The sequence below is a fragment of the Pedobacter sp. Leaf41 genome (assembly GCF_001422545.1).
Taxonomy (GTDB): Bacteria; Bacteroidota; Bacteroidia; order Sphingobacteriales; family Sphingobacteriaceae; genus Pedobacter.
Genome location: NZ_LMLE01000006.1, coordinates 686,507 through 711,411 on the forward strand (window position 1 = coordinate 686,507; position 24,905 = coordinate 711,411).

Consider the following 24,905-nt stretch of genomic DNA (forward strand, 5'->3'; position numbering starts at 1 on the left):
GAAATGAGAAACGATTTGGAGTTAGATGCAATTATTGAAGATTATCTTTTAGGTAAACTTAATCCACAGGAAACAGAAGCCTTTGAAACTTTGCGCCGTAATGATGCAGCAGTTGATCATAAGGTGGTTTCACATAAATTCTTTTTAGAATCGATGGAGGTGTTTGCTGCGCAATCACGCTTAAAAGATCAGTTGAATACCATTCATAGTGAGATCGATGTAGAAGGCTTGGCTTCGGCTTTAAGGCCTCATCCATCAAAAGTGGTTCAATTATGGAGAAAACATAAATCTGCCATTGCTGTAGCCGCTTCGTTTTTAGTATTGTCGCTGGTTTCAGTTTATTCTATTCAGCATAACTCGAAACAGAAAGAACAACTTGTTTTATTGAGTAATCAGGTTAATAAAGCCATTAAAACGCAAAATAATTTAATCAGAAAAATTAATAATACCACCAATACAACTGGTAAACCTGCTGTACAAAATAGCTTTGGTGGTACTGGGTTTGCCATATCTACAAATGGTTACATTTTAACAAATCTTCATGTAATCAACGGCGCAGATTCTTTATATGTTCAAAACAATAAAGGCGAATCTTTCAAAGTGAAATCAATTTACACCGATTCGCAAAATGATATAGCTATTCTAAAAATCAGCGATAAAAACTTTAGCCATCTTTCTTCTATTCCATATTCGATTAAAAAAACAACAAGTAGTATTGGCGAAACGGTTTATACATTAGGCTATCCGAAGGATGATGCTGTTTTAGGTGAGGGATATGTAAGTTCGAAAAATGGATTTATTGGTGATACTACGCAATATCAGGTATCTATCCCTGTGAATCCAGGTAACAGTGGCGGACCGCTGCTTGATAATAATGGCAACTTGGTTGGTATTATCAGTGGAAAACCCGATCAAACAGAGGGCGCAGCTTTTGCTATCAAATCAAAATATATCTTAGAAGCGATGAGAGCAATTCCTCAAGATTCTTTAGGCACAAATAAACTATCAGCAAGTAGTAAAAAGAGTTTGCTTTCTGGTTTAAAACGTACGAAGCAAATTGAAAAATTGCAAGATTATGTATTCATGATTAAAGTTTATAATTAATTACCCAAACAAATTAATATTCTTGAAACCCTGTTGATTAACCTCTTCAGGGTTTTTTGTTGCAATTATAATTTCAGTGTATTAAAATAATACAAAGCCTATGTATTTAGTATAGTAATGTTTAGATTTGTTTAAATCAACTATAAAATAAGAATATTATGAGTATAAGATTAGGCGATACCGCACCAAATTTTCAAGCAAATACTTCCATTGGCGAAATAGATTTTTACGATTACCTGGGCGATAGCTGGGGTGTTTTGTTTTCTCACCCGGCAGATTACACACCCGTTTGCACTACTGAACTTGGGCGCACAGCTGCACTGAAAGATGAATTTGAAAAGCGTAATGTAAAAGTCTTGGCTATTAGTGTAGATACTGCTGAATCACACAAAGGTTGGATTAGTGATATTAATGAAACGCAGAACACCTCTGTTGAATTTCCAATTATTGCTGACCCTGATAGAGTTGTTGCTAATTTGTATGACATGATTCATCCCAATGCATCAGAAACTTTAACCGTTCGTTCTCTCTTTATCATTAGCCCTGATAAAAAAGTCAAGCTGATCATTACTTATCCAGCCTCGACAGGTAGGAATTTTAACGAGGTGTTGAGGGTAATCGATTCCCTTCAACTAACTGCAAAATATAGTGTGGCAACACCAGCCGATTGGAAAGATGGCGAAGATGTAATTGTGGTAAACAGTATAAAAACAGAAGATATACCTGCAAAATTTCCGAAAGGACACCAGGTGATTAAGCCATATTTGCGTACAACACCTCAGCCTAACAAGTAATTTCGTGAATCAGTGATTTTGTTCGCAACATTTTTGTTGAGTTGCGCCAGTTAGGTTGTTTTAAGGTTGCAAATTATTATATTTGATAGTTTTGTTTCGGAATTGGCGCTTAATCTGGTTGTTTGCTTATTTATTTGATAAAAAATGATTAATTAAGAGGTGAATCAAAGCATAAGGGTTTATTTTTTTATACAATTTTTTATTTTTTATGGCAACCGGAAAAGTTAAGTGGTTCAATACGCAAAAAGGCTTTGGATTTATTGTTCAAGAAGACAACAAGGATTTATTTGTCCATTTTAAAGATGTTTTGGGCGGAATTGAAAGCATCAAAGAGAATGACACAGTAGAATTTGAAGTAGCTGAAGGCAGAAAAGGTTTACAAGCAGTAAACGTTAAAAAGATTTAAGCGAACATATATAAACTTAATCATCCTCACATTAGGCCTTTCTATGGAGAGGCTTTTTGCGTTTTAGTAATATTGAAGAATAGTTGATTCTAGGATAATGTTATTCCCTGAAATATCTTTGGTGAAAATAAGGAACTCATCTTTCCCCGCTTTTATTTTATACTTTTTAGCTAAATCTTCTGGTTTTGCAGGGTAGTTTCTTACGATAATATTTCCAATTAAAGCTGAGCCTTTTTTCAAATCTTTGGCTGATAAAATTTCATTTATCATAAATATTCTTCCAGGAAAATCGGTGTTTAGTTTTGCGGAGGTATAGAGTTGTGTTTGCGGATGAAGTTTCCTTAAACCAAATCTTTCTCCTATCAGATTAAAGGCACCTGATTTAAGTAATGCTGCATCCGGCTCATATAAATAATCTTGTGGTAAAACACTTTCGATAAAAGTGGTGGAGATATTTGATTCATGTTGTAGAAAAGAAAAGGTTTTTTCAGTATCGTTTATGGTAACAGCATGAATTTTTACTTCTTTATCCGAGTTGCTGTCGATAACCCAAAGCAATTCCTTACACTCGTTTTTTACACTTACAATATGTATTTCACTTATGTTTTTTAATTCTGATAAACCTGCTGAAATGTCTAGTAGCGGAGCGGTTTTAATGATAATCCTTGATGATTTCGATAACAATAAATCAAGATTGCTAACTACGTCTGGTGTACAATCTTTCAGCATGAAAACTTTGCCGCTATCAACTCTTCTTGCTGGATCTACATAAATGGTATCGAAACTTTTTGGCGTTGTTCTCAAGTATTCGATTCCATCGCCAGCAAAAAAACCGATGTTTTTGACATTTAAAATCGATGCATTATATTCAGCAAGCTGCGATAGATCGTCATTGTATTCAACATGCGTTACCTCTTTGATTTCATGCGCAAAGTAATACGCATCTACGCCAAAACCGCCAGTTATATCGATCAAAGTATTGCCTTTTGCAAGTTTTGCTTTGTATTTGGCGGTAACTTCTGATGAGGTTTGCTCAATCGAGAGTGGCGCTGGATAATAGATTTTTGGTGTGTTGTACCAGGTAATCAATTTCTTTTGTGCTTTTTTCTTTGCACTAATCTGTTGAGCCAGTTCAACGGAAGAAACTTTTTCAAAACTACTTTTAGACAAAACAATTTTATTTACATCAGCATCAAGGTTTGCATCGATGTATTTTTGAGTTGCATCATCTAAAATATTTTTGTTCATCCTTTTTAAGTATCACTTAATTTGAGGCAAATTTACCTTTACCCCTCATTACCATTTGGCAGGTATGACGGCTTTTAACCTCTAATAAAATATCTTTATCAACCGTAACCCGATCAATCGTATTTTGATTGTAATATCTAATGGTAACTAATTCCAGGCCTTTATTATATTTTACCGTAAATTCTGCTGATAGGTCTTTAATCAGTTTTTCAATCTGGGCCGGATGATCATCAACACTAACAGAAAAGCTAATGGCGGAATTCAGCATGGTGTTGATTTTGATTTTATGCTTGTGAAAGAGTTCGAAAATGTTGCTCAAATTTTCTTCAATAATAAATGAATAGTCTTTCGGAAAGATAGAAATTAACGCCTGATTTACTTTGAAGATAAAAGAGGGGATGGGTAGGGGATTGTTCTCGCCCGTAATCGCAGTACCTGATCCTTCTGGCTGAATAAATGATTTAACCAATAAAGGAATCCCTTTATTTTGTAATGGTTTAATGGTTTTCGGATGAATAACAGTTGCGCCATAATAAGTCAGTTCAATCGCATCATGATAAGATAATTGCGGAATTTTCTCTGTCTCATCGAACCATTTAGGGTCAGCATTCAAAACCCCGGGTACATCTTTCCAAATGGTTAGTGCAGCGGCATCAAGGCAGGATGCAAAAATTGCAGCAGAATAATCAGAGCCTTCCCTACCTAGCGTGGTCGTATAATTTTCGCTTGTTCCACCGATAAAACCTTGGGTAACCACAATGTTCTCTGCTAATATCGGCACCAGGTCACGCTGAATAATTTGATTTGTTTTTAGCCAATCTACTTTCCCTTCCCGATAGGTGTTGTCGGTTTGGATGTAATTTCTGGCGTCAACCCAAAGTGATTTATTCCCGGTTTCATTCAGCCATGCCGCTACAATTTTAGTTGAAACTACCTCGCCAATGGAAACAATCTGATCGTAAATATAGTCGACGTCATTATCGGGTTCGTCTTCAATCAACCAATCAATTTCTACGAAAGAATTTGCTACGTCATTATAAACCGGATTTGCTCTGCCTTCAAAAAGCGCTTCTATTATCTGAAAGTGAAAATTTTTTATCTCATCGAAAATAGCATGTGTTTCGTCACCCTGTGATAAATAGGCTTTGGTTAAATCTTCCAATTGATTAGTGATTTTTCCCATTGCGGAAACCACAATCACAAGGTTTCCTTTTCTATAATCATGAACAATAGTGGCTAAATTTCTTACCCCTGCCGCATCCCTAACCGATGCACCCCCAAACTTAAAAATATCCATATTAAAGTGCCTTTACTTGTTCTTTAGAAAGTGCTGCATTTAACCAGCCACTTTCTAAATGTGCTGTATATTTATTGTAAAAATTTATTGCCGGCTCATTCCAATCCAATACCTGCCAAACCATTCCGGTATATTTTTCACTTTTGGCTTCTTCAATCACCTTTTCAAAAAGTACTTTACCTATACCTTTGCCACGCATTTCTTCTGTTACGATAAAATCTTCTAAGTATAATCTACAACCTTTCCAGGTAGAGTATCTCGTGTAAAATAAGGCGAAACCTACAATTTCCGTATCTACTTCTGCAACGAAAGCTTTCCAAACAGGATTTTCTCCAAAACCAGCATCGATAAAGTGATTAATATCTACGGTTACCTCTTCGGGAGCTTTTTCATATACAGCCAGTTCATGGATCAATTCCAAAATCCTTGGGCAATCATCTGCTTTGGCTATTCTAATATTTAAGTTCATTAGTTTGGCGATATATTTTTAAAATGCTTGATTATTCTCTTACCGAAAATACTGCTTCCTATACGAACCATTGTACTCCCTTCTTCTATGGCAATTTTGTAGTCAGCGCTCATGCCTGTTGAGATCTCCTTAAAAGAAGCTTCGTTCGGAAAAAAACTAGCCTTAACGCCATCAAAAAAGACTCTAAGTTCATGAAATTCGATCGTGATCTGTTTTTCATTTTTGGTGTTTGTAGCAATACCCATCAAACCAACTATGCGAATATTTTTAAGCTGCTGATATTCATCAGACCTTAATAGTTCAATCACTTCATCATAGCCCAAGCCAAATTTAGTATCTTCATCAGCAATGTAAACTTGTAATAAACAATCAATTACTCGTTTGTTCTTCAAAGCTTGCTTATTAATTTCCTGAAGAAGTTTAAGACTGTCGACACCGTGTATCATCTTTACAAAGGGTGCAATATATTTCACCTTATTGGTTTGAAGATGACCAATTAAATGCCATTCAATATCCTTTGGAAGCTTTTCTTCCTTTTCCACCATTTCCTGTACATGGTTTTCGCCAAAAATACGTTGTCCGGCATTGTAAGCCTCTTGGACAACTTCCACTGTTTGTGTTTTTGAAACAGCAATCAGCTTAACTCCGACAGACTCTACTTCGCTTTTATATTGTTTAAGATTATCAGCTATGCTCATTTATAACTATTTTTGGGTAAAATTAACAACCTTGCTGCAATTTGGGCAAAAAAATAATGTTTAATTAATAATGAGGAGATTAGTCTGGGTTTTAGTAGTCCTGTTTTTTATGTTCGGTTGCAAGCCAAAAGCGCCAGAGGGCATTATTGATAGAGAAAAGATGGAGCAGATATTGTATGATGTACATTTGGTAGATGGCTATCTATCGACCATTTACATACAAGATTCGGCAAGAAGAGTTGGTGCAGCTTACTATAACGGCATTTATAAAAAGTACAATACGGATTCTGTTCAATATACAAAAAGCTTAAATTATTACAACAGCAACCCAGATCAATTACAGGAGATCTATAAAGCGATTTCCAAAAAATTGGAGAATCAAAAAGTAAGCTTAAAAAAAGCAGACTCGTTAATGCTACGAAAAGCCTTTGTTAAAGATTCTGTTAAAATTACTAAAGCCTTCAAAGCTGATTCTCTGGCCATCAGAAAAAAGATGAAACCTGATTCTGTATCGAAAGCGGCAGCAGAAAACCAAATTAAAAAGAAGAAAGCCAAGGCTGATTCGGTATTAAATACAAAAAGAAATTTTAGTGGAGCATTGCAACTAGTGCCCACTGCAGTACAATAATATGTTATACCCTGATAATTGTTTAGAACGTTTAGGATTTGTAGAGATAAGACAGCTGATTAGCAAACATTGCTTAAGCCCAATGGGTCAGGCAATGGTGCAAAAGATGCAGGTGATGAGTCGTTTTGACCAGATCGATAAATTTTTACGCCAAACCAACGAATTTAAAAGCATCCTGCAAAATCAGGAACCGCTACAAATCAATACTTTTTTTGATATCAAATCGCTAGTCGAAAAGATTAGAGTGGAAGGTACTTACCTTTTGGAAGATGAGTGGTTTCAGGTTTATACTTCCCTGCAGACCGTTTTTTCTGTTTTGCGTTTTTTTGAAGAAAGAGCAGAAGTGTATCCGACACTCGAGGCCTTATTTGAACATTTGCCGATCGAGAAAGATATCCTTCGAAAGATAGAGACAATTATTGATGCGAAAGGTAAAATCAAACCAAATGCATCTAAAGAATTGCAAGAAATCACTTCTGCTATAGCTAAAGCCGAGCAAGATGTTCGCAAGCGGATGGACTCCATTTACAAACAAGCTATTGCAAATAATTGGGTAGCAGATGGTAGCTTGACCATTCGCGATGGTAGAATGTGTATTCCTGTTTTAGCCGAAAATAAAAGAAAGCTTAAAGGATTTATTCATGATGAGTCGGCTACTGGTCAAACTGTTTATATAGAGCCAGAAGAAGTTTTTACCCTTAACAATAAACTTCGTGATTTAGAATTTGATAAGCGCAGAGAAATTATCAAAATTCTGATTTCATTGACTGATGAATTACGCCCTTATTCGCCACTATTGCTTTCCTATCATGGTTTTTTAACCAAACTTGATTTTGTTAGGGCGAAGGCTTTGTTTGCTTTGGATATTGAAGCGGAAATGCCTGGTTTACTAAAAGAACCAAAAACCAAATTAATAAATGCAAGGCACCCGCTGTTATCTATTTCTTTCGCAGCCGAAAAGAAGACAGTAACGCCATTAAATATCCATATTGATGCTGAAACACGTGTAGTTTTAGTTTCCGGTCCAAATGCTGGAGGTAAATCTGTTTGCATGAAAACCGTTGGTTTACTCCAGATTATGTTGCAAACGGGCTTACTAATCCCGGTCGATGCGAATAGTGAAGTGGGTATTTTTGAAAATATATTTGCTGATATTGGTGATGATCAATCGATAGAAAGTGATTTAAGTACTTACAGCGCCCACTTAAAGAAAATGCGTTATTTCGTTGAGCATGCTTCGCCAAAAACGATGGTTTTGATTGATGAGTTTGGTACGGGTACTGATCCACAATTTGGAGGTCCGATGGCCGAGGCAGTATTGGAAGTACTCAACAATAAAAAAGTGCGTGGCGTAATTACCACACATTATTCCAATTTGAAACTTTTTGCTGGCAACACGCCTGGTTTAGAAAATGCGTCGATGCTTTTCGATAACGCTAAAATGAAACCTTTATACATTTTAGAAATGGGTAAACCCGGAAGTTCTTACGCGTTTGAAATTGCTCAAAACATCGGTTTGCCTAAAGAAGTGATTCAGCTTGCCAGGGAAAAAACTGGTTCGAATCAAAATCGCGTCGATACCATGTTAGTAGATTTAGAGCGAGAAAAGAAAACAATTTACGATGCAAAAGTGAGCCTGGCCAATCAACAAAATAAGGCTAAAAATTTGGTTGCTGAAAACGAAAAATTAAGAGCGTTTTTGGATGAAAACAGAAGGGTTTTAATCAAAGAAGCAAAACAAGAGGCACAAAACATTATTAAAAATGCCAATAAACTGGTAGAAAATACGATTGCTGAAATTAAAGAAAAGCAGGCTGATAAAGAAGTAACCAAACAACTAAGGCAAAATTTACATCAGGAGTTAGTTAAGAACACCATTCCAAAAGAAAAGCCAAAACCTGTTCAAGTAATAGTTGGTGGCGAAATAGTTGTTGGAGATTGGGTAAAATTTACGGACAGCGAAACAACCGGGCAAGTGCTGGAAATTAACAGAAACGAACTGGTTTTGGCTATCGGCGATTTACGCTCGAACGTGAAAAAAAATCGTGTTCAAAAGATCAGCAATAAGGAAGCGAAAAAAGTGATTCAAAGCAGTGCCAGTTCGTTTGCGGGGAGAATGAATGATGCTGTGTCGGGCTTTAGAGCTGAATTAGATCTTCGTGGCAAAAGAACGGAAGACGCTTTATTTGAAGTAGAGAAATATTTAGATAAAGCGATTATGTTAGGCTTTCCATCTATAAAACTTATTCATGGTAAAGGCGATGGAATATTGAGGAGAATGATTCGGGAGTATTTGAGGAAATATAGTCAGGTCAATAGGATGGAAGACGAACACGCAGATAGAGGCGGTGATGGGATAACCTATGTTTATCTGAATTAAGGTTTCTCTTTAATTTTTTATTTTAAGAAGATAGCTTTCGAAGTTTTAATACCACTCTCTTGCCGTCATTACGAAAACATTTTGCGATTCTTCATGGCTAATGTTTTTGGTATGCTCACATTAATGTGAATTGCTGGAAGGATTGTTAAGTTAAGCTTTGTAAATGATGGAATGAAAAATTATTACTTTTTATTCCCAGGACATTTCTTACAGCGTTTACCTTTTTTAAACTTCTCACAGCATTTCTTATGTTCCGCAGTGCAGCTTAAAATGAAACCCATTCCCTTTTGAAACTCAGGATCGGTAGGTAGGATAAAATTGTTTTCTTCTCTCTCGTAAATCATTGCAGTACAAAGGTAATGCTTGTTTAGATCAATTCCAATTAAAAGTTATTCGTAGAAGATTTAAACTGATTTCATGCTGGGTTTGTAGTCGCAATTTGTAAATTAGCGAACTAACCAAAAATTCATATAATGATTAATAAAGTGGTATCAGGCGCTAAAGAGGCGATTGATGATATATCAGATGGCGCAACCTTAATGCTTGGTGGTTTTGGACTTTGCGGAATTCCTGAGAATTGTATAAATGCTTTAGTAGAAAAAGGCGTAAAGAATTTAACCTGTATTTCGAATAATGCTGGGGTTGACGACTTTGGCATCGGATTGATGTTAAAACAGCGTCAGGTTAAAAAAATGATCTCTTCTTATGTCGGCGAAAATGCAGAGTTCGAACGGCAATTACTAAGTGGCGAATTAGAGGTCGATTTGATTCCGCAAGGAACTTTAGCAACACGATGTTTAGCAGCTGGTTATGGTATGCCGGCTATTTTTACACCAGCAGGAGTAGGAACAGAAGTTGCAGAAGGAAAAGAAATCAGAAATTTTAATGGTAAAGATTATTTGATGGAATATGCGTTCGACGCTGATTTTGCAATTGTAAAAGCTTGGAAGGGCGATACCGCTGGGAATTTGATTTTTAGATCGACCAGCAGAAACTTTAATCCAGTAATGGCAATGGCTGGAAAGATAACCATCGCAGAGGTTGAAGAATTGGTTGAGGCAGGTGAACTGGATCCCGATTATATCCATACACCGGGAATTTATGTTCATAGAATTTTTCAAGGTAAAGATTACGAGAAAAGAATTGAGCAAAGAACGGTTAGGAAGTCCGGAGTCTGAAGTCGTTAGTCTATCCCTCAATATCACATCAAATATCTATGTTTACTAAAGAAGAAATAGCGCAACGTATAGCGCAAGAAATAAAAGATGGTTACTATGTTAACCTTGGCATTGGTATCCCAACCTTGGTGGCCAATTATATTCCAAACGGAATAAATGTTGTATTGCAATCCGAAAATGGACTGCTCGGAATGGGACCATTTCCATTTGAAGGCGAAGAAGATGCCGATTTAATTAATGCGGGTAAGCAAACCATCACTACTTTACCAGGCTCCTCAATTTTCGATTCGGCAATGAGCTTTGGAATGATCAGGGCGCAAAAGGTTGATTTAACCATTTTAGGAGCAATGGAAGTTTCAGAGAGTGGTGATATCGCCAATTGGAAAATTCCTGGTAAAATGGTTAAAGGAATGGGTGGTGCAATGGATTTAGTGGCATCAGCAAAAAATATCATTGTAGCCATGCAACATGTAAATAAAGCAGGAGAGAGCAAGTTGCTATCCAAATGTACGCTTCCGTTGACTGGGGTAAAGTGTATTAAAAAAATTGTCACTGAATTAGCTGTTTTAGATATTCTGCCAGAAGGAGGTTTCAAACTTTTAGAACGAGCACCAGGAGTGAGCGTTGATTTTATTAAACAATCTACAGCAGGAAGATTAATTGCTGAAGGCGATATTCCGGAAATGCGATTGGATTAAAACAAAAATGGGGTCAAGTTTTTAAAGCTTGACCCCTTTTTGTTTACATCTATTATTTTAATTTATATCAACCAGAATACTGTTCCTTAAGTCATTCGAAATATCTTCAGTTATGGCGATGATTTCATCAGGCTCATTGGTGTTATTCATAATCACCTTATTGCATTGCTCTCTGTAAGGCAATAAATATTCCTTGTAGGCAGGCACCACATGGTTATGCCACTTGTAAAGTACGTCATCCTCTGGGTATCCACGTTCCAGGCCATCTCTTTTTATCCGGCGATCTAACGCAACTTGTTCATCAGCATCAACGAAAATGGTATGATCTAGCAAGGCTGCAATTTCTTTGAAATGCAAAATAAAAAGGCCTTCAACAATGATTATAGGTGCTGATTTAATCTCTAAAATTTTAACTACAGCAAGGGGATTATTGAAATTATATTCCTTTTTATAGACAACCTCTCCGCTTGTAAGTTGTTTTATATCCCTTAAAAACTGTTCACTATCAATGGTTGATGGAAGATCAAAATTGTACAATTTATTCTCTTCCTGGGTCATATCGCCTGCAGGAATGTAATAATCATCCTGGGATACCAAAGTTACTTCATCTTGCTTAAAATGATGTAAAAAGCAGTTTAAGAAAAATGTTTTACCCGATCCACTTCCACCGGCAATACCGATTATAAAAGGTTTTTTATTCAAACTCATTGAGCACTATATGTTAGATTGCAGAAAAAACGTTTGTCTAAAGCACCTAATGAATCGGCTACTGCTTTAGTCATTACAATGATAACATCTTTTGTGGATTCGTTCTCTGTAAATTTACCAACAACCTTTGCGAATGTTGTTTTGTTAGTCATTGGGTTTGTGATTTTTATAACTCTGCCTACTGGTGCTGTACGGTGCAAAACTAACATTTTTGAGCCGTCTAAATCTGCGTCAGCAATCCAAACAGCTGCACCTTTTTCCTCGATTTGGCTTAGGCCATAAACGCTTGGGTCGCGACGGAGTTTTGGATCTTTAACCATTGTGCTATCTGGTTCACTTTCCTGCTCTTCTTTAGATGCCTCATTTACAGATTTTGGTTGAGGTGGCTTGGGAATAATTAATTTCTGATCTACTTTAATGGCGTTATCATCCAGTTTGTTAGCTGTTCTGATTTGATAAGCCGTTAAATTATATTTCTTCGCAATGCTGAAAATATTTTCTCCAGCTGCTACAGTATGAATAAAACTTTCTTCTTTTGAAGGTGAAGCAGACGACGTTTTTACCGGTTCAGCTTGTTTTTCTTTCGGTACTTCTACTTCAGCAACTACTCCTCCGGGCACTTTTAAAACTTGCCCAATCGTAATCGCGTTATCTGGCAAATTATTTAATTTCCTTAATTGGTAAGCAGTAATACCATATTGCTTTGCAACCGTAAAGATAGTTTCGTTACGCAAAACCGTATGGGTAGTTGCAGCATCTGAAGTGTTGGCCGCGTCGGTTGGCGTTTTGGCAACTTCGGTTGGAGTTGGTTCTGCAGTGCTGATTACTTTATTTTCATCAACATTTTTTGTAGCCGGAATCTTTAATTTCTGACCAATTCTGAGATTATTGTTTAATAAATTATTTGCCTTTTTAACTTCTTCTACGGTGGTTCCGTATTTTTCTGCTATTTTCCCAAGAAACTCTTTAGGCGCTACCGTATGCTCAATCATGGTTTGCTCTGCAACAGTATTTTCAATAGCAGGAGTGGTTACCGTGGTTTTTGCTGGTTTTACTGGCTCGCTCGTAGGAGGAACATCTGTATTGTTTTTGGTAGCGATCTTTAAAACCTGCCCAATACTTAAATTATTTCCGGTAAGGTTGTTCAGCTTTTTAATTTCATTAATAGTTGTTCCATACTTTTCGGCGAGCATATTTAAATTTTCTTTTGCTTTAACAGTATGCTCAATGATACCGCCATCTTTGCCTGAAGAAACAGGGGCCGTGCTGCTTGTTGTTCCCCAGGGAATATTGGTTGGAACTTTTATAATGACCCCAACTTGAAGGTATTTGTTCTCGTTGTAGCTCATAATATCTTTTGGCGAAACGTTATATCTTCTTCCAACAGAATAATACGTGTCTTTTGCTACAATTTGATGAACGATAAGTTTCTTTCCGTTATTATTTTCAACGCCGATAGAGTCTCTAAGTGTGTTTGCTTTAGCATTTGCGATATTTAGAGCAAATAGAACAAAAGCAGATAAGTATATTTTGTGCATTTATTTTCTATAAATTTCTTAGTCAAAGGAAGCAATTATACGAATAAAATATTTAACCCTGTGGAGTTAATTAACCCGTTTTTGAGTAAAAATAAGATAACTTTATTTCAAAAAAATGGTCATAATATTCATTCACAATATCTTGTGAAAAAAAACAATTGGCTTCGTGTTGATTAATAAACGAACTAATAAATAAGGTATTGTACAGATGAGAATTTAGATTAAAACATTTATAAATCTGGGTTGTTACGTACACATTAATATCACATAAAAATTAATAAAATGGACGCTAAAGAAATAAGCTTAAATGAAAAAGAAGTAAAACCAGTGGTTGATCTTTTGAACGATTATTTGGCAAATTATCATATTCATTATCAGAAATTAAGAGGTTGTCACTGGAATATAAAAGGTCAGAATTTTTTTACCCTTCATGTTAAGTTTGAAGAATTATATACCAATGCACAACTTACCATCGATGAAATTGCTGAGCGTGTTTTAACTTTAGGTAAACCACCGCATAGTCGTTTTGCAGATTATATCAGTGAATCTGAAATCAAAGAAATCGACACCATTGGCATGAAAGATTTAGATATGGTTGATGCGTTATTGGATGATATGGCTAAGTTGATTGAAATTGAAAGAGAACTATTAGAAGCTACAGATAAAGCTGGCGATGATGGGTCGAATGATATGGTAAATCGGTTCATGCAGTTTAAAGAAAAAAATACCTGGATGTTACGTTCTTTCGCTGGAAAGAAATAATACTTTGAAGTAGGTTTTAAAAGCTTCAGTTAAATGGATGAATTGTCAAATCTGTTTATCTGAGGCTTTTTTGTGTTATAAAATAGCTATTTATTTATCTTTGGGCATGGCATATAAAAGTTTAGCAGAATGTGTTTCCGATCTTGAAAAACACGGTCATCTAATCAGGATTAAAGAAGAAGTAGATCCTCATTTAGAAATGGCCGCCATCCATTTAAGGGTTTATGAGAAACAAGGCCCTGCTTTGTTGTTTGAGAATGTGAAGGGTAGTCCTTTTCCGGCGGTTTCTAATTTGTTTGGAACTTTGGAGCGGTCGAAATTCATATTCAGAGAGACTTTGCCAAAAGTGCAGCAATTGGTTTCTTTGCGAAATGATCCAATAAAAGCATTGAAAAATCCTTTCAAGTATGCTGGATCAGCAATGTCGGCATTGTCGGCGTTGCCTATGAAAACGCCATCTACGAAAAACAACTTTCTGAAAACCTCTATCAGTAAATTGCCGCAAATTGTAAACTGGCCCATGGATGGAGGGCCTTTTGTAACGATGCCACAGGTTTATACTGAAGACATTGATAAGCCTGGAGTTTTAAATGCAAATTTAGGGATGTACCGCATTCAATTGGGCGGGAACGATTATATTCAAGACAAGGAGATCGGTCTCCATTATCAAATTCACCGGGGCATTGGTGTTCACCAATCTAAAGCGAATAAAGCAGGTTTACCACTTAAGGTAAGCATTTTTGTGGGTGGTCCGCCATCTCATCCTCTGGCTGCGGTAATGCCATTGCCAGAAGGTTTATCAGAAATGACTTTTGCCGGAGCATTAGGCGATAGAAGATTCCGCTACTTTTACGATGATGAAGGATTTTGCATCTCTGCTGATGCCGATTTTATTATCACGGGAACTGTTTATCCAAATGAAAACAAGCCAGAAGGCCCTTTCGGCGATCATTTAGGTTATTATAGCCTTACGCACCCTTTTCCCTTGATGAAGGTGCATAACGTATACCATAAAAAAGATGCCATCTGGTCGTTCACAGTTGTTGGAAGGCCGCCGCAGGAAGACACAAGCTTCGGCGCATTAATTCACGAAATTACAGGATCGGCCATTCCACAAGAAATTCATGGATTGAAAGAGGTACATGCTGTTGATGCAGCTGGTGTTCATCCTTTACTGTTTGCAATCGGAAGCGAACGTTATACGCCATATTTAAAAGAACGAAGACCACAGGAAATTTTGACTATTGCCAACCATATCCTGGGTAAAAATCAACTCAGTTTAGCTAAATATGTTTTCATCGCCGCTAAAGAGGATGATGAAAAATTAAGTACACATCACATTCAGGATTTTATTACTCATATTTTGGAAAGGGTAGATTTAACCAGAGATATCCATTTCTATACCAACACCACCATCGATACGTTGGATTACAGTGGCGATGGTTTAAATAGTGGATCGAAGGTTGTTATTGCGGCAGCGGGGGAGAAGAAACGAAATTTGTGGGATAAAAAGCCTGAAAGCTTAAAGTTAGGGGATGGTTGCTATCAATCTCATCTTGCTATCCCTGGTGTTTTAGTTATTGAATGCGACAAATATATCAGTGCCGAAAAAACAGCAGCAGAAATTGCTTTGTTAAACATCACCTTAATCGATCAGGATCTTTCCGGATTACCATTAATTGTATTAGCCGATGATTCTGAATTTACAGCAGCAAATATTGATAATCTAGTTTGGATTACTTTTACCCGAAGTAATCCCGCTGCCGATATTTATGGTATTAATGACTTTACTATCAATAAACACTGGGGTTGCAAAGGCCCAATGATTATTGATGCAAGGAAAAAGGCTCATCATGCTCCTGAACTTATTAAAGACAAAAATGTGGAGGAAAAAATTGATGCTTTGGCTAAGACAGGAATGCCGCTCCATGGAATAATTTAGTTGAATATTTGAAAATATTTGCCCATTTTTAGGTACATGTTTTGCGTTTTACCTCAACTTTCGCGTGCCTTCGCTATCATTTTATTAATACTTTGTTGCTGGATGAAGTTGTCCGCTCAAGAGGTTGACAGTTTGATAAAGGTAATTCGTCAGTATGGACAGCAGAATGCAACCTCTAGCATCTTTGTTCACTTTGATAAAAACGTTTATTCCAATAACGATCAGGTTTGGTTTACCGGATATTTACTCGAAGGTGTTGCCCCAATAGCCGATTACCATACTTTACATCTTGCATTGGTAAACAATGCTGATAGTTCGGTAGTTCTTCAAAAGAAATTTTTAATTCATGAAGGATTTGCATTCGGAGATTTAGTTTTGCCAGATTCGCTGCCAGGCGGATCTTACCGTTTTGTAGTGAATACCAATATTAGGGTAGCTGGCTTTAACGTTTCTGATTTTATTCAGCCAATTACCATAAAATCGACCACAAAAAATCTTTTGCAACCCAGTATTTCCATTTTTAAATCTTACAATGATCAAACTCAAAATGGAACCATGTTGCTTAAAGTTTTGACGAGTGATAATCGTTTTGTTGAAAATGCTGAAGTGAAGTACACCATTGGTCGTGATTCGATTTTGAAAAGAGCTTCGTCAAAAACGAGCGTGATTGGAGAAATGATGATTGATTTCCCAGCAAACAAAATTAACGCGAAGAACAATTTATTAAGCATTGCAATAAAAAAAGATCATCAGGTTAAATATCTCAAGCACGAATTGCCAATAATCAACGGAAAAAAATTTCAAATTAATTTCTATCCTGAAAGTGGCTATTTGGTTAATGGATTGTTTAGTAATGTGGGGATTGAAATTAAAGACTTAATCCATACTCCTCTTCTTACAAAGGCAGTTTTGTATGAAAATGGTAAAGCTATCGATACTGTCAATACGAATTCTACCGGGCTTAGCTTTTTCTCTCTCATTCCCAATATCAAATTGAAATACAGCCTAAAAGTATTAACTGGTGATATTGAAGGAGATCATTATGATTTGCCACCTATTTTGAGTGCGGGTGTGACGATGCATGCCAATAATGTAATCGCTGAAAAAGACTTTCGTTTAAAATTACAAAGTAGTTTTGATACTGAAGTTCATGTTGTGGTTCATAATTATAACGATCTCTATTTGCACAGCGAGATTGCCTTAAAACATGGTGTTACTCAAAATGTTAGACTTGATCTAGATTCTGTACCGATGGGATTAAATGCCATAACCTTATTAGATAGTGATTTCAAGCCTCTTGCGGAACGAATTTTTTTTAGCCATTACGATCAAACGTACCAATTGCAAATTTCAACTGATAAGGATGTATATGGTACGAGGGATAGTGTTCGATTGGATATCCATACGATTACCAGAAGCACAAACTCCCTTCAAGGTTTGGTATCTATTTCATGTACACAAGCTAACCGATTCTCTGAATTAAATAATATAAATATTGTAGACTATGCATTGCTAGAAAGAGAATTGGTAAACTTACCGGCTAACCCGATGGGAATCAAAGTTACGGATCGCGAGTATTTAAATAATATTCTGCTGGTGAAAGGGTGGAGGCGGTATCATTGGCCCCTGTTAAGGGATAGCTTATTTGCGCAAAAGAAAATAATTAATGAGGAAGTTAGCGGCCAGATCAGAAAAGGGAAGAAAAACGTAATGCTACCTATGGAATTATTTGCGATCGCCAAGAGTACTGTTCATAACATTTCATCAGATAGTACCGGAAAATTCAAAATTCCTTATTCTAGTTTAATTACGGATGATAAAGATGATGTATGGGTGAACCTTAACCATAAAAACGCATCCTATTATACATTAGAAATTCATGACCCGGCTGAAGAGCTTAAAAAAAATATTAGAGCGGAGCATTATGAAGAAGTAGTTGCAAACTTATTAAAACCAGTTATTAATCAAGTTTTTCCTGATCCTGGTGGTATAAATCTAAAAGAAGTAGTGATCAAGAGTGATAAAGGCGAAAAAATTGATTTTGCCAATAATGGTTATATGAATAATTGTGGTGATTATGTCTGTCCTAATCACATTTTAAATTGTGTAAATCATTTTGGAAATTCTGATAACACAAGCCCTATAGAGGGAGGTCAGTATCGGAAGCAAAATGGTGGAATTACCATTTATCATGGTTGTGCAGAGCGTAAGAAAGATGCCAATATTTCTATTTTGAGGGGGATAAAACTCGGGAAGGAGTTTTATAAATTCGAGTTGGATAATAAGGATGAACCTATTAATATGTCAACTATATTTTGGGATTATCAACAAGTTTTAGATTCTGAAGGGAAAGCTAACCTAAATTTTACTACAGGTGATTTAACAGGCCGTTTCAAGATTGTAGTGCAAGGTGTTACTGCCAATGGACCAATTTATGGCGAACATTACATCACAGTCAAGCGGCCATAAAAAAAGCTCCCGAATTTCATCGAGAGCTTTTAATAAAGTGTCATCTATTCTTAAAATCTAACTCCGAAAGTTAAGAATACATTGTTTCTATTGCTCTTAACATCTGCAACAGGTTCAGAATAATCATCTAGTAAATAAGGACTAGAATTGAAATTCGTTTTATAATTCTGATAAGCCAAATCGAAATAGTAGTTATCAACACGGTAACCAATACCGCCAGTTAAAAACTGGCCTTGGTAAAAAGAATTCGATCCACCTTGAATACCATTTCCGTTTACACCATAACCACCTCTCAAACTTACTTCATTGCTCACTTTAACTTCTGCACCAACTCTATAGTTTATAGCTTCTTTGTACGATGCTTTCACAAACGCATTATTGTCGCTAATTGTTGATGAACTTGCGCCGCCATCTGCTGAGAAACGCATCGATGAATAGTCAATATAATCAACATCTGCGGAGATCAAAGCAATGTTACTGATTACATAGCTTAAACCTGCCGACGCTTTTAATGGCGTACGCAAATTATAAGTGAAATCGTAATACCTGCTTGGGCTATTAATTGATGAAGCTGCATTAGTTGCATTTCCTGCTAATCTTGCTTGCAAAGTTTCGGTTGTATTATCCTGAATATTAAGCCATGTTGGAGTCTGGAAGTTTAATCCAATCCTCAACTCTGGAACCGGGCGATAAATCATTCCTAACTTTAAATTGAATCCATTACCCCGAGACTGTTGATATCTAAGATGAGTTAAGGTGTAATTTTCGTTGCCAGTGTAAGCAGGAATTGCGTCGTCATAAGAATTAACAATACCTGACTCTGTAAAAGAAGCATCACTAGTATATTTAACATTCACAAAACTCGCTGTTCCACCTATATATAATTTATTCGAAAAATTAAGTGCTCCGGCTATATTAAATTCTGAAGTAGATCCCAGTCTGCTTTCTGTCCAATTTTGATTGAAGTTTGCATTATTATAAGGTTCTGCCGAGAAACCATTTGGATAGTTTGGGGCATTTTTATTGATTAGATAACTATCGTAAGCATCACCCGCAACTGAATTTTCAGTACCAAAACCATTAGCCTGATCAACATAAGAGTCTCTTATTGAACTATTGGTATTAATGCCATTATAGTCGATGTTATTGAGAAAATCATTGTTTCTTGTATAACTAAGGCCGAACACAGTACTAACCAAGCCTTTATTAACATCAGAACCTTTAAGTTTTGCGGCTGGATTATAAAATACAACGCCTAGGTTATTTAGATTGATTTGACTTTTGTTGGATTTAATGTTGTTGCCTAAATAAGAACTTTCGTTGGAAACGCTATTAAATTCAGGAGTGATGTTAAATTCAGATTTGGTGAATAACCCAAGGCCTGCAGGATTCGCATTGATTGATCCTATGTCGCCACCGACACCAATTTGAGCACCAGCCATTCCTTTAAAACGTGATGAACTCCCATAATTTGTTTGCGAAAATCGGAACGCGTCAGGGGCATAACTCTGTGCGTATGCTGAACCAATGGTAGCTACTGTAGCTACCATGGAAGCCAATATATATTTTTTCATTTAATGTGCTTTATTTGTAAGATATTAACCTCGTCCTGCTCTTGATGGTCTGGAACCACCACCGCCGCCACCGCCATTAGAACCGCCGCCGCTGCTTCCACTACTTGATGGAGGTGGAGAATATGTTGGTCTGCTCATTTCAGTTCTTTGAGGTTGTTGAGGTGTGTAATTTTCGTTTCTGGTCGGTCTACTACCTTGTGTTCCTTGCGGAGTGTAGCCTCTTCCAGCATTATTACTAACTGGTCCTTGATTACGGGAAGGTCTTCCTGCGTTATAATTTGGTGCATAGCTTTGACCTGTTTGGCCGTTTGGATTTGCAATACCCGATCTACTTGGTCTTCCAACATTCCCTGCAGTACCATTTCCATAAGATCTTGGAATACCTCTATCGCTACTTCCTGGTCTAGGTCTGTAATTGTTATTGGTAATAACGCCGCCGCCATAATAGCCGCCGCCTAGGCCCCAGCCACCACCGTACCAGCCACCGCCGCCCCAACCGAAGCGATCGTAATATGAATATGGCCCCCAATTGTTCCAGCCCCAGTTATTCCAACCGTAGCCCATGTTACCATAGTAAAAAGGATTATTCCAGATGCTGCCGTAGCCGAAGCCACCGCCCCAACCGAAACCACCACCCCAGCCACCTAATCCATAGCCATTATTCCAACCCATGCCATAACCTAAATAAGTGGTTGCGCCATAACTGTTGCCATAATTAAAGTTTTCGTAATACGGATCGTAATAGCCACGAAAGCTACTGCCGTTGTAGAAACGATTAATTCTGGAAGAGTAGTCCATATCGTAATAAGGATTGCTGGTGCCATAATATTCATCGTAATCTTCGGTTTGTCCTTGTACCTGTGCCTGAACTTGATTTTGAGGAGGAACGTAAGCTTCTACCTCTCTCGCCTTTGCCACGGAATTATATACATCATCATTGGCTTTGGTTTGGGCCAATTTTGTTGTAGAGCATGATGCCACCAACCCTGCAGCAGCAATCATTACAATGGGTAAAAATTTAATTGGTTTCATTGTGTTTATATTTAGTTGTGTGTGTTCACTAATTTACTAAAAATGGATCAAATCTACTAAAAATCAACTATTTAATTAGTCAGATTTATGTATTAATGCAAATGCTTTCTCTCTATAATCGTTTTGTAGGCATAAATTTATAAATTTGTGATCTAATTTCACCTTTTTAATACACAAATTACGTTCCAAATACATAAGATGAGCAAAGAAATTACAAGCAGAGAAGCAGATTATTCTCAATGGTATAATGATATCGTTATAAAAGCCGATCTGGCTGAGCATTCGGCAGTTAGAGGCTGCATGGTAATTAAACCTAATGGTTATGCTATATGGGAAAAAATGCAGGCAGTATTGGATAAAATGTTTAAAGATACTGGTCATCAGAATGCCTATTTTCCATTGTTCATTCCGAAGTCATTTTTTTCAAAGGAAGCCTCTCACGTTGAGGGTTTTGCCACAGAATGTGCTGTAGTGACACATTACCGTCTAAAAAATGACGATAATGGCAATATTGTGGTGGATGAAACTGCCAAATTAGAAGAGGAGCTTATCGTTCGCCCAACCTCGGAGACTATCATCTGGAATACTTATAGAGGATGGATTCAATCTTATCGTGATTTGCCAATTTTAATTAATCAATGGGCTAACGTAGTTAGATGGGAAATGCGCACCAGGTTGTTTCTTCGTACAGCCGAATTTTTATGGCAGGAAGGGCATACCGCTCATGCAACTGCTGAAGAAGCGATTGAAGAAACAGAACGTATGTTGCACATCTATGCCGATTTTGCTGAAAATTGGTTGGCCGTTCCAGTAGTTAGGGGAAGAAAATCCCCAAATGAAAGATTTGCCGGTGCTTTAGATACCTATTGTATTGAAGCCCTAATGCAAGATGGAAAGGCGTTACAGGCGGGTACTTCCCATTTCTTAGGTCAGAATTTTGCCAAAGCTTTTGATGTAAAGTTTACTGGAAAAGATGGTAAGCTAGATCATGTTTGGGCAACATCATGGGGCGTTTCTACGCGTTTGATGGGGGCTCTCATTATGGCACACAGCGATGATTCAGGACTTATTATCCCACCTAAATTGGCGCCAATTCAAGTGGTAATTGTTCCAATTTACAAGGGAGATGATGACTTAGCGAAAATTTCGGCTTATGTAAATGAGTTAACAATGCGCTTAAAAGGAATGGGTGTTTCGGTAAAATACGATGACAGAGATACACAACGTCCGGGCTTTAAATTTGCTGATTATGAATTGAAAGGCGTACCAGTACGTATTGCTATTGGTGGCCGCGACTTAGAAAATAAAACAGTGGAAATTGCCCGTAGAGATACGAAAGTTAAACAAACTGTTCCACAGGAGGGTTTAGATATATACATTGTGAAGTTACTGGAAGATATTCAAACCAGTATGTTTAACAAGGCGCTAGCTTATCGTGATGAGCATATTACCGAAGCGAACAGCTATGAAGAGTTTAAGGAGTTGTTGGATGGCAAAGCTGGTTTTATTTCAGCCCATTGGGATGGAACTCCAGAAACAGAACAAAAAATTAAAGAAGAAACCAAAGCAACCATTCGTTGTATTCCTTTAGATAATAAATTGGAAGATGGGCTTTGTATTTATTCTGGGAAACCATCAATACAACGTGTTTTATTTGCGAGAGCATACTAAAAAGTCTTCAGTCGATAGTCCTGAGTCTTCTTAATGATTGAAATATTAATGTAAAACTGTTTAGATAAGATTGGGAAATCTCAATCTTATCTCGATACTTGAAGCGCACATCTCAAAAGAAAAAATGAAATTCGGAACAAAAGCCATACACGCAGGTCAAGAACCTGATCCAACAACTGGTGCTGTAATGACACCAATTTACCAAACTTCTACTTATTGGCAAAAATCGCCAGGCGATAACAAAGGTTATGAGTACTCTCGGGGTACAAACCCTACACGTAAGGCATTAGAAGATTGCTTAGCCGCTTTGGAAAATGCTAAATATGGTTTGGCTTTTTCTAGCGGTATGGGGGCTACAGACGCAGTTTTAAAACTGCTTCAGCCGGGTGATGAAGTGATTACCGGAAATGATTTATATGGTGGCTCTTACAGGATATTCACTAAAATCTTCACTAAATATGGAATTAAATTCCACTTTTTAGATTTATCCAAACCAGAAAATATTATACCCTATATTAACGATAAAACTAAGTTGGTTTGGATTGAAACACCCACAAATCCTACCATGCAAGTTGTTGATATTGAAGGTGTAGCAAAGATTACCAAAGAGAAAAAGATCCTATTAACAGTTGATAACACTTTCGCTTCGCCTTATTTGCAAAACCCTATCGATTTGGGAGCAGATATCGTGATGCATTCGGTTACAAAATACATTGGTGGCCATTCGGATGTAGTGATGGGTGCATTGGTTACCAATGATGATCAATTGTACAAAGATTTATGGTTTATCTATAATGCTTGTGGTGCAACGCCTGGGCCACAAGATTCATTTTTGGTTTTACGTGGAATAAAAACACTGCATTTGCGGATGAAAGCGCATTGTGAAAATGGCGAACGCATTGCCCATTACCTCAAAACACATCCAAAAGTAGACAAAATTTACTGGCCAGGATTTGAAGATCATCCAAACCATGATGTCGCTAAAAAACAAATGAGAGGTTTCGGCGGTATGATTTCGATTTCATTAAAGGGAGCTGATTTACAGGAAACTTTTAGAATTGCATCAAATTTTAAAGTATTTACTTTGGCAGAGTCATTAGGTGGTGTAGAATCTTTGATTAATCATCCTGCAACGATGACCCATGGATCAATTCCGAAAGAGGAAAGAGAAAAAGTGGGCGTTATCGATAGCCTTTTGCGTTTAAGTGTAGGGGTTGAAGATATCGATGATTTGCTTGAAGATTTAGAAACTGCTTTAAAATAAGCATTTGAAAAAAAGCAATTAATAATTTTAGTCATCCATTTGACCGGTTTTCAAACGGTCAAATGGATGACTTTTTAGCGTAAAAGGAATGGATTTCTTAGCACTTCAAAACTTTCTGGACAGTAAGGTAGAACAGTATAATCGACCAGAGTTTATTGCTAACGATCCGATATGTATTCCTCACCTATTTGCGAGAAAGCAAGACATCGAAATTGCGGGTTTTTTTGCTTCTATTTTGGCATGGGGACAACGTAAAACCATCATTAATAAATGCAGGGAGTTGTTGGATAGAATGGATAACTCGCCGTATGATTTTGTTTTGAATCACAGTGGTACTGATTTGAAACAGCTGCTGCAATTTAAGCACAGAACATTTAACGATACAGATTTACTCTATTTTATAGCGTTTTTTAAGGCACATTATTCTAAATTTAATAGTTTAGAACAAGCTTTTATTCCCGAAAGCCAACTGCGAAATGATTATTTGGAAACAATATCTGATTTGCCTTCCGTTGAAATGTCTTCAGCTGTGTGTTTTGCAAGTGATTTGAATTTCACGATTGAACAATCATTAAACTACTTCAGACGCTACTTTTTTTCTCTTGAAGATTTTCCTCACCGAACTAAAAAACACATTTCTTCACCGGCACAAAAGTCAACTTGTAAGCGACTAAATATGTTTTTACGATGGATGGTGCGTAAGGATACTAAGGGAGTTGACTTTGGGGTTTGGGAAACTTTAAAGCCTGAGCATTTGATCTGTCCTTGTGATGTTCATGTTGATAGGGTGGGGCGATTGCTGGGTTTAATCACTAGAAAACAAACCGATTGGCTGACGGCAACTGAACTAACCAACCATTTAAAACAGTTTGATCACAGCGATCCAGTGAAATATGATTTCGCTTTATTCGGGTTAGGAGTAGAGAAGGTGCTTTGATGCCTTTATAATTTAGAAAAGTCAAGAAAAGCTTCTTTTTTACAATCTATCTTCCTATACTTACATAGTAATGTCGATAGATATTACAATTTATCTGTCCCCATATTT

General features: G+C 36.9%; 21 protein-coding genes. 13 read left to right on the forward strand and 8 right to left on the reverse strand.

Features of this window, described 5'->3' with window-relative positions; genetic code table 11:
- Window positions 1-3 precede the first annotated feature (3 nt).
- From ASE92_RS10220 to ASE92_RS10230, 3 genes are all read left to right on the forward strand, one after another.
- Window positions 4-1,104 carry a S1C family serine protease gene (locus tag ASE92_RS10220; RefSeq protein ID WP_056849983.1) on the forward strand — a complete coding sequence of 367 codons (1,101 nt, stop codon included), beginning with the start codon at window positions 4-6 and terminating at the stop codon, window positions 1,102-1,104.
- A 158-nt stretch (window positions 1,105-1,262) separates the two neighbouring features.
- Entirely contained in the window at window positions 1,263-1,898 is a 636-nt protein-coding gene (locus ASE92_RS10225) for a peroxiredoxin (protein WP_056849984.1), read from the forward strand.
- A gap of 208 nt (window positions 1,899-2,106) precedes the next feature.
- Entirely contained in the window at window positions 2,107-2,304 is a 198-nt protein-coding gene (locus tag ASE92_RS10230) for a cold-shock protein (protein ID WP_056849985.1), read from the forward strand.
- A 63-nt stretch (window positions 2,305-2,367) separates the two neighbouring features.
- Here the strand turns inward: ASE92_RS10230 and ASE92_RS10235 are convergent, their stop codons facing one another.
- Genes ASE92_RS10235 through ASE92_RS10250 form a run of 4 tightly spaced genes read right to left on the reverse strand, consistent with a single transcriptional unit; the run spans window position 2,368 to window position 6,016 of the window.
- Entirely contained in the window at window positions 2,368-3,552 is a 1,185-nt protein-coding gene (locus ASE92_RS10235) for a class I SAM-dependent methyltransferase (RefSeq protein ID WP_056849986.1), read from the reverse strand.
- A gap of 16 nt (window positions 3,553-3,568) precedes the next feature.
- A complete protein-coding gene (locus ASE92_RS10240) occupies window positions 3,569-4,849 on the reverse strand; it encodes an aspartate kinase (protein ID WP_056849987.1) in 1,281 nt (426 codons plus the stop codon).
- A 1-nt stretch (window position 4,850) separates the two neighbouring features.
- Entirely contained in the window at window positions 4,851-5,318 is a 468-nt protein-coding gene (locus ASE92_RS10245) for a GNAT family N-acetyltransferase (protein WP_056849988.1), read from the reverse strand.
- Window positions 5,318-6,016 carry a YggS family pyridoxal phosphate-dependent enzyme gene (locus ASE92_RS10250; RefSeq protein WP_056849989.1) on the reverse strand — a complete coding sequence of 233 codons (699 nt, stop codon included), beginning with the start codon at window positions 6,014-6,016 and terminating at the stop codon, window positions 5,318-5,320. The genes ASE92_RS10245 and ASE92_RS10250 overlap by 1 nt, the downstream gene beginning before the upstream one ends.
- 70 nt (window positions 6,017-6,086) lie before the next feature.
- Here ASE92_RS10250 and ASE92_RS10255 point away from each other — a divergent pair, with 70 nt between their 5' ends.
- The 4 genes from ASE92_RS10255 (at window position 6,087) to ASE92_RS10270 (ending at window position 10,900) form a co-directional block, all read left to right on the forward strand.
- The gene (locus tag ASE92_RS10255; protein ID WP_082455008.1) at window positions 6,087-6,644 is read left to right on the forward strand and encodes a DUF4296 domain-containing protein; all 558 of its coding nucleotides are present in this window, start codon (window positions 6,087-6,089) and stop codon (window positions 6,642-6,644) included.
- 1 nt (window position 6,645) lies between these two features.
- Complete coding sequence (locus tag ASE92_RS10260) at window positions 6,646-9,024, forward strand: endonuclease MutS2 (RefSeq protein ID WP_056849991.1); 2,379 nt, start codon at window positions 6,646-6,648, stop codon at window positions 9,022-9,024.
- A gap of 473 nt (window positions 9,025-9,497) precedes the next feature.
- Window positions 9,498-10,202, forward strand: a complete 705-nt coding sequence (locus tag ASE92_RS10265) for a CoA transferase subunit A (protein WP_056849992.1) — start codon at window positions 9,498-9,500, stop codon at window positions 10,200-10,202.
- Window positions 10,203-10,240: 38 nt separating this feature from the next.
- Window positions 10,241-10,900 carry a CoA transferase subunit B gene (locus ASE92_RS10270; protein WP_056849993.1) on the forward strand — a complete coding sequence of 220 codons (660 nt, stop codon included), beginning with the start codon at window positions 10,241-10,243 and terminating at the stop codon, window positions 10,898-10,900.
- Between the two features lie 57 nt (window positions 10,901-10,957).
- Here ASE92_RS10270 and ASE92_RS10275 read toward each other — a convergent pair whose 3' ends face one another.
- Both ASE92_RS10275 and ASE92_RS10280 read right to left on the reverse strand, forming a co-directional pair.
- A complete protein-coding gene (locus tag ASE92_RS10275; RefSeq protein ID WP_056850047.1) occupies window positions 10,958-11,602 on the reverse strand; it encodes a uridine kinase in 645 nt (214 codons plus the stop codon).
- 2 nt (window positions 11,603-11,604) lie between these two features.
- Window positions 11,605-13,146: a LysM peptidoglycan-binding domain-containing protein gene (locus tag ASE92_RS10280; RefSeq protein ID WP_056849994.1), complete on the reverse strand. Its 1,542-nt coding sequence runs from the start codon at window positions 13,144-13,146 to the stop codon at window positions 11,605-11,607.
- Between the two features lie 282 nt (window positions 13,147-13,428).
- On the opposite strand from ASE92_RS10280, the gene ASE92_RS10285 reads away from it, so the two are divergent.
- The 3 genes from ASE92_RS10285 (at window position 13,429) to ASE92_RS10295 (ending at window position 18,319) form a co-directional block, all read left to right on the forward strand.
- On the forward strand, window positions 13,429-13,908 hold the full coding sequence (locus ASE92_RS10285) for a Dps family protein (RefSeq protein WP_056849995.1): 480 nt from the start codon (window positions 13,429-13,431) through the stop codon (window positions 13,906-13,908).
- A 106-nt stretch (window positions 13,909-14,014) separates the two neighbouring features.
- Window positions 14,015-15,850 carry a UbiD family decarboxylase gene (locus tag ASE92_RS10290; protein WP_056850048.1) on the forward strand — a complete coding sequence of 612 codons (1,836 nt, stop codon included), beginning with the start codon at window positions 14,015-14,017 and terminating at the stop codon, window positions 15,848-15,850.
- A 102-nt stretch (window positions 15,851-15,952) separates the two neighbouring features.
- Window positions 15,953-18,319: a hypothetical protein gene (locus ASE92_RS10295; protein ID WP_056849996.1), complete on the forward strand. Its 2,367-nt coding sequence runs from the start codon at window positions 15,953-15,955 to the stop codon at window positions 18,317-18,319.
- Between the two features lie 50 nt (window positions 18,320-18,369).
- On the opposite strand, the gene ASE92_RS10300 is transcribed toward ASE92_RS10295, so the two are convergent.
- A complete protein-coding gene (locus ASE92_RS10300) occupies window positions 18,370-19,893 on the reverse strand; it encodes an OmpP1/FadL family transporter (RefSeq protein ID WP_056849997.1) in 1,524 nt (507 codons plus the stop codon).
- Window positions 19,894-19,917: 24 nt separating this feature from the next.
- On the reverse strand, window positions 19,918-20,925 hold the full coding sequence (locus ASE92_RS10305; RefSeq protein WP_056849998.1) for a hypothetical protein: 1,008 nt from the start codon (window positions 20,923-20,925) through the stop codon (window positions 19,918-19,920).
- A gap of 198 nt (window positions 20,926-21,123) precedes the next feature.
- Here ASE92_RS10305 and proS point away from each other — a divergent pair, with 198 nt between their 5' ends.
- From proS to ASE92_RS10320, 3 genes are all read left to right on the forward strand, one after another.
- Complete coding sequence (gene proS, locus ASE92_RS10310; protein WP_056849999.1) at window positions 21,124-22,596, forward strand: proline--tRNA ligase; 1,473 nt, start codon at window positions 21,124-21,126, stop codon at window positions 22,594-22,596.
- Window positions 22,597-22,720: 124 nt separating this feature from the next.
- Window positions 22,721-23,860, forward strand: a complete 1,140-nt coding sequence (locus ASE92_RS10315; protein WP_056850000.1) for a cystathionine gamma-synthase — start codon at window positions 22,721-22,723, stop codon at window positions 23,858-23,860.
- Window positions 23,861-23,948: 88 nt separating this feature from the next.
- Window positions 23,949-24,797, forward strand: coding sequence for a TIGR02757 family protein (locus tag ASE92_RS10320; protein WP_056850001.1), 849 nt, complete (start codon window positions 23,949-23,951; stop codon window positions 24,795-24,797).
- Window positions 24,798-24,905 lie beyond the last annotated feature (108 nt).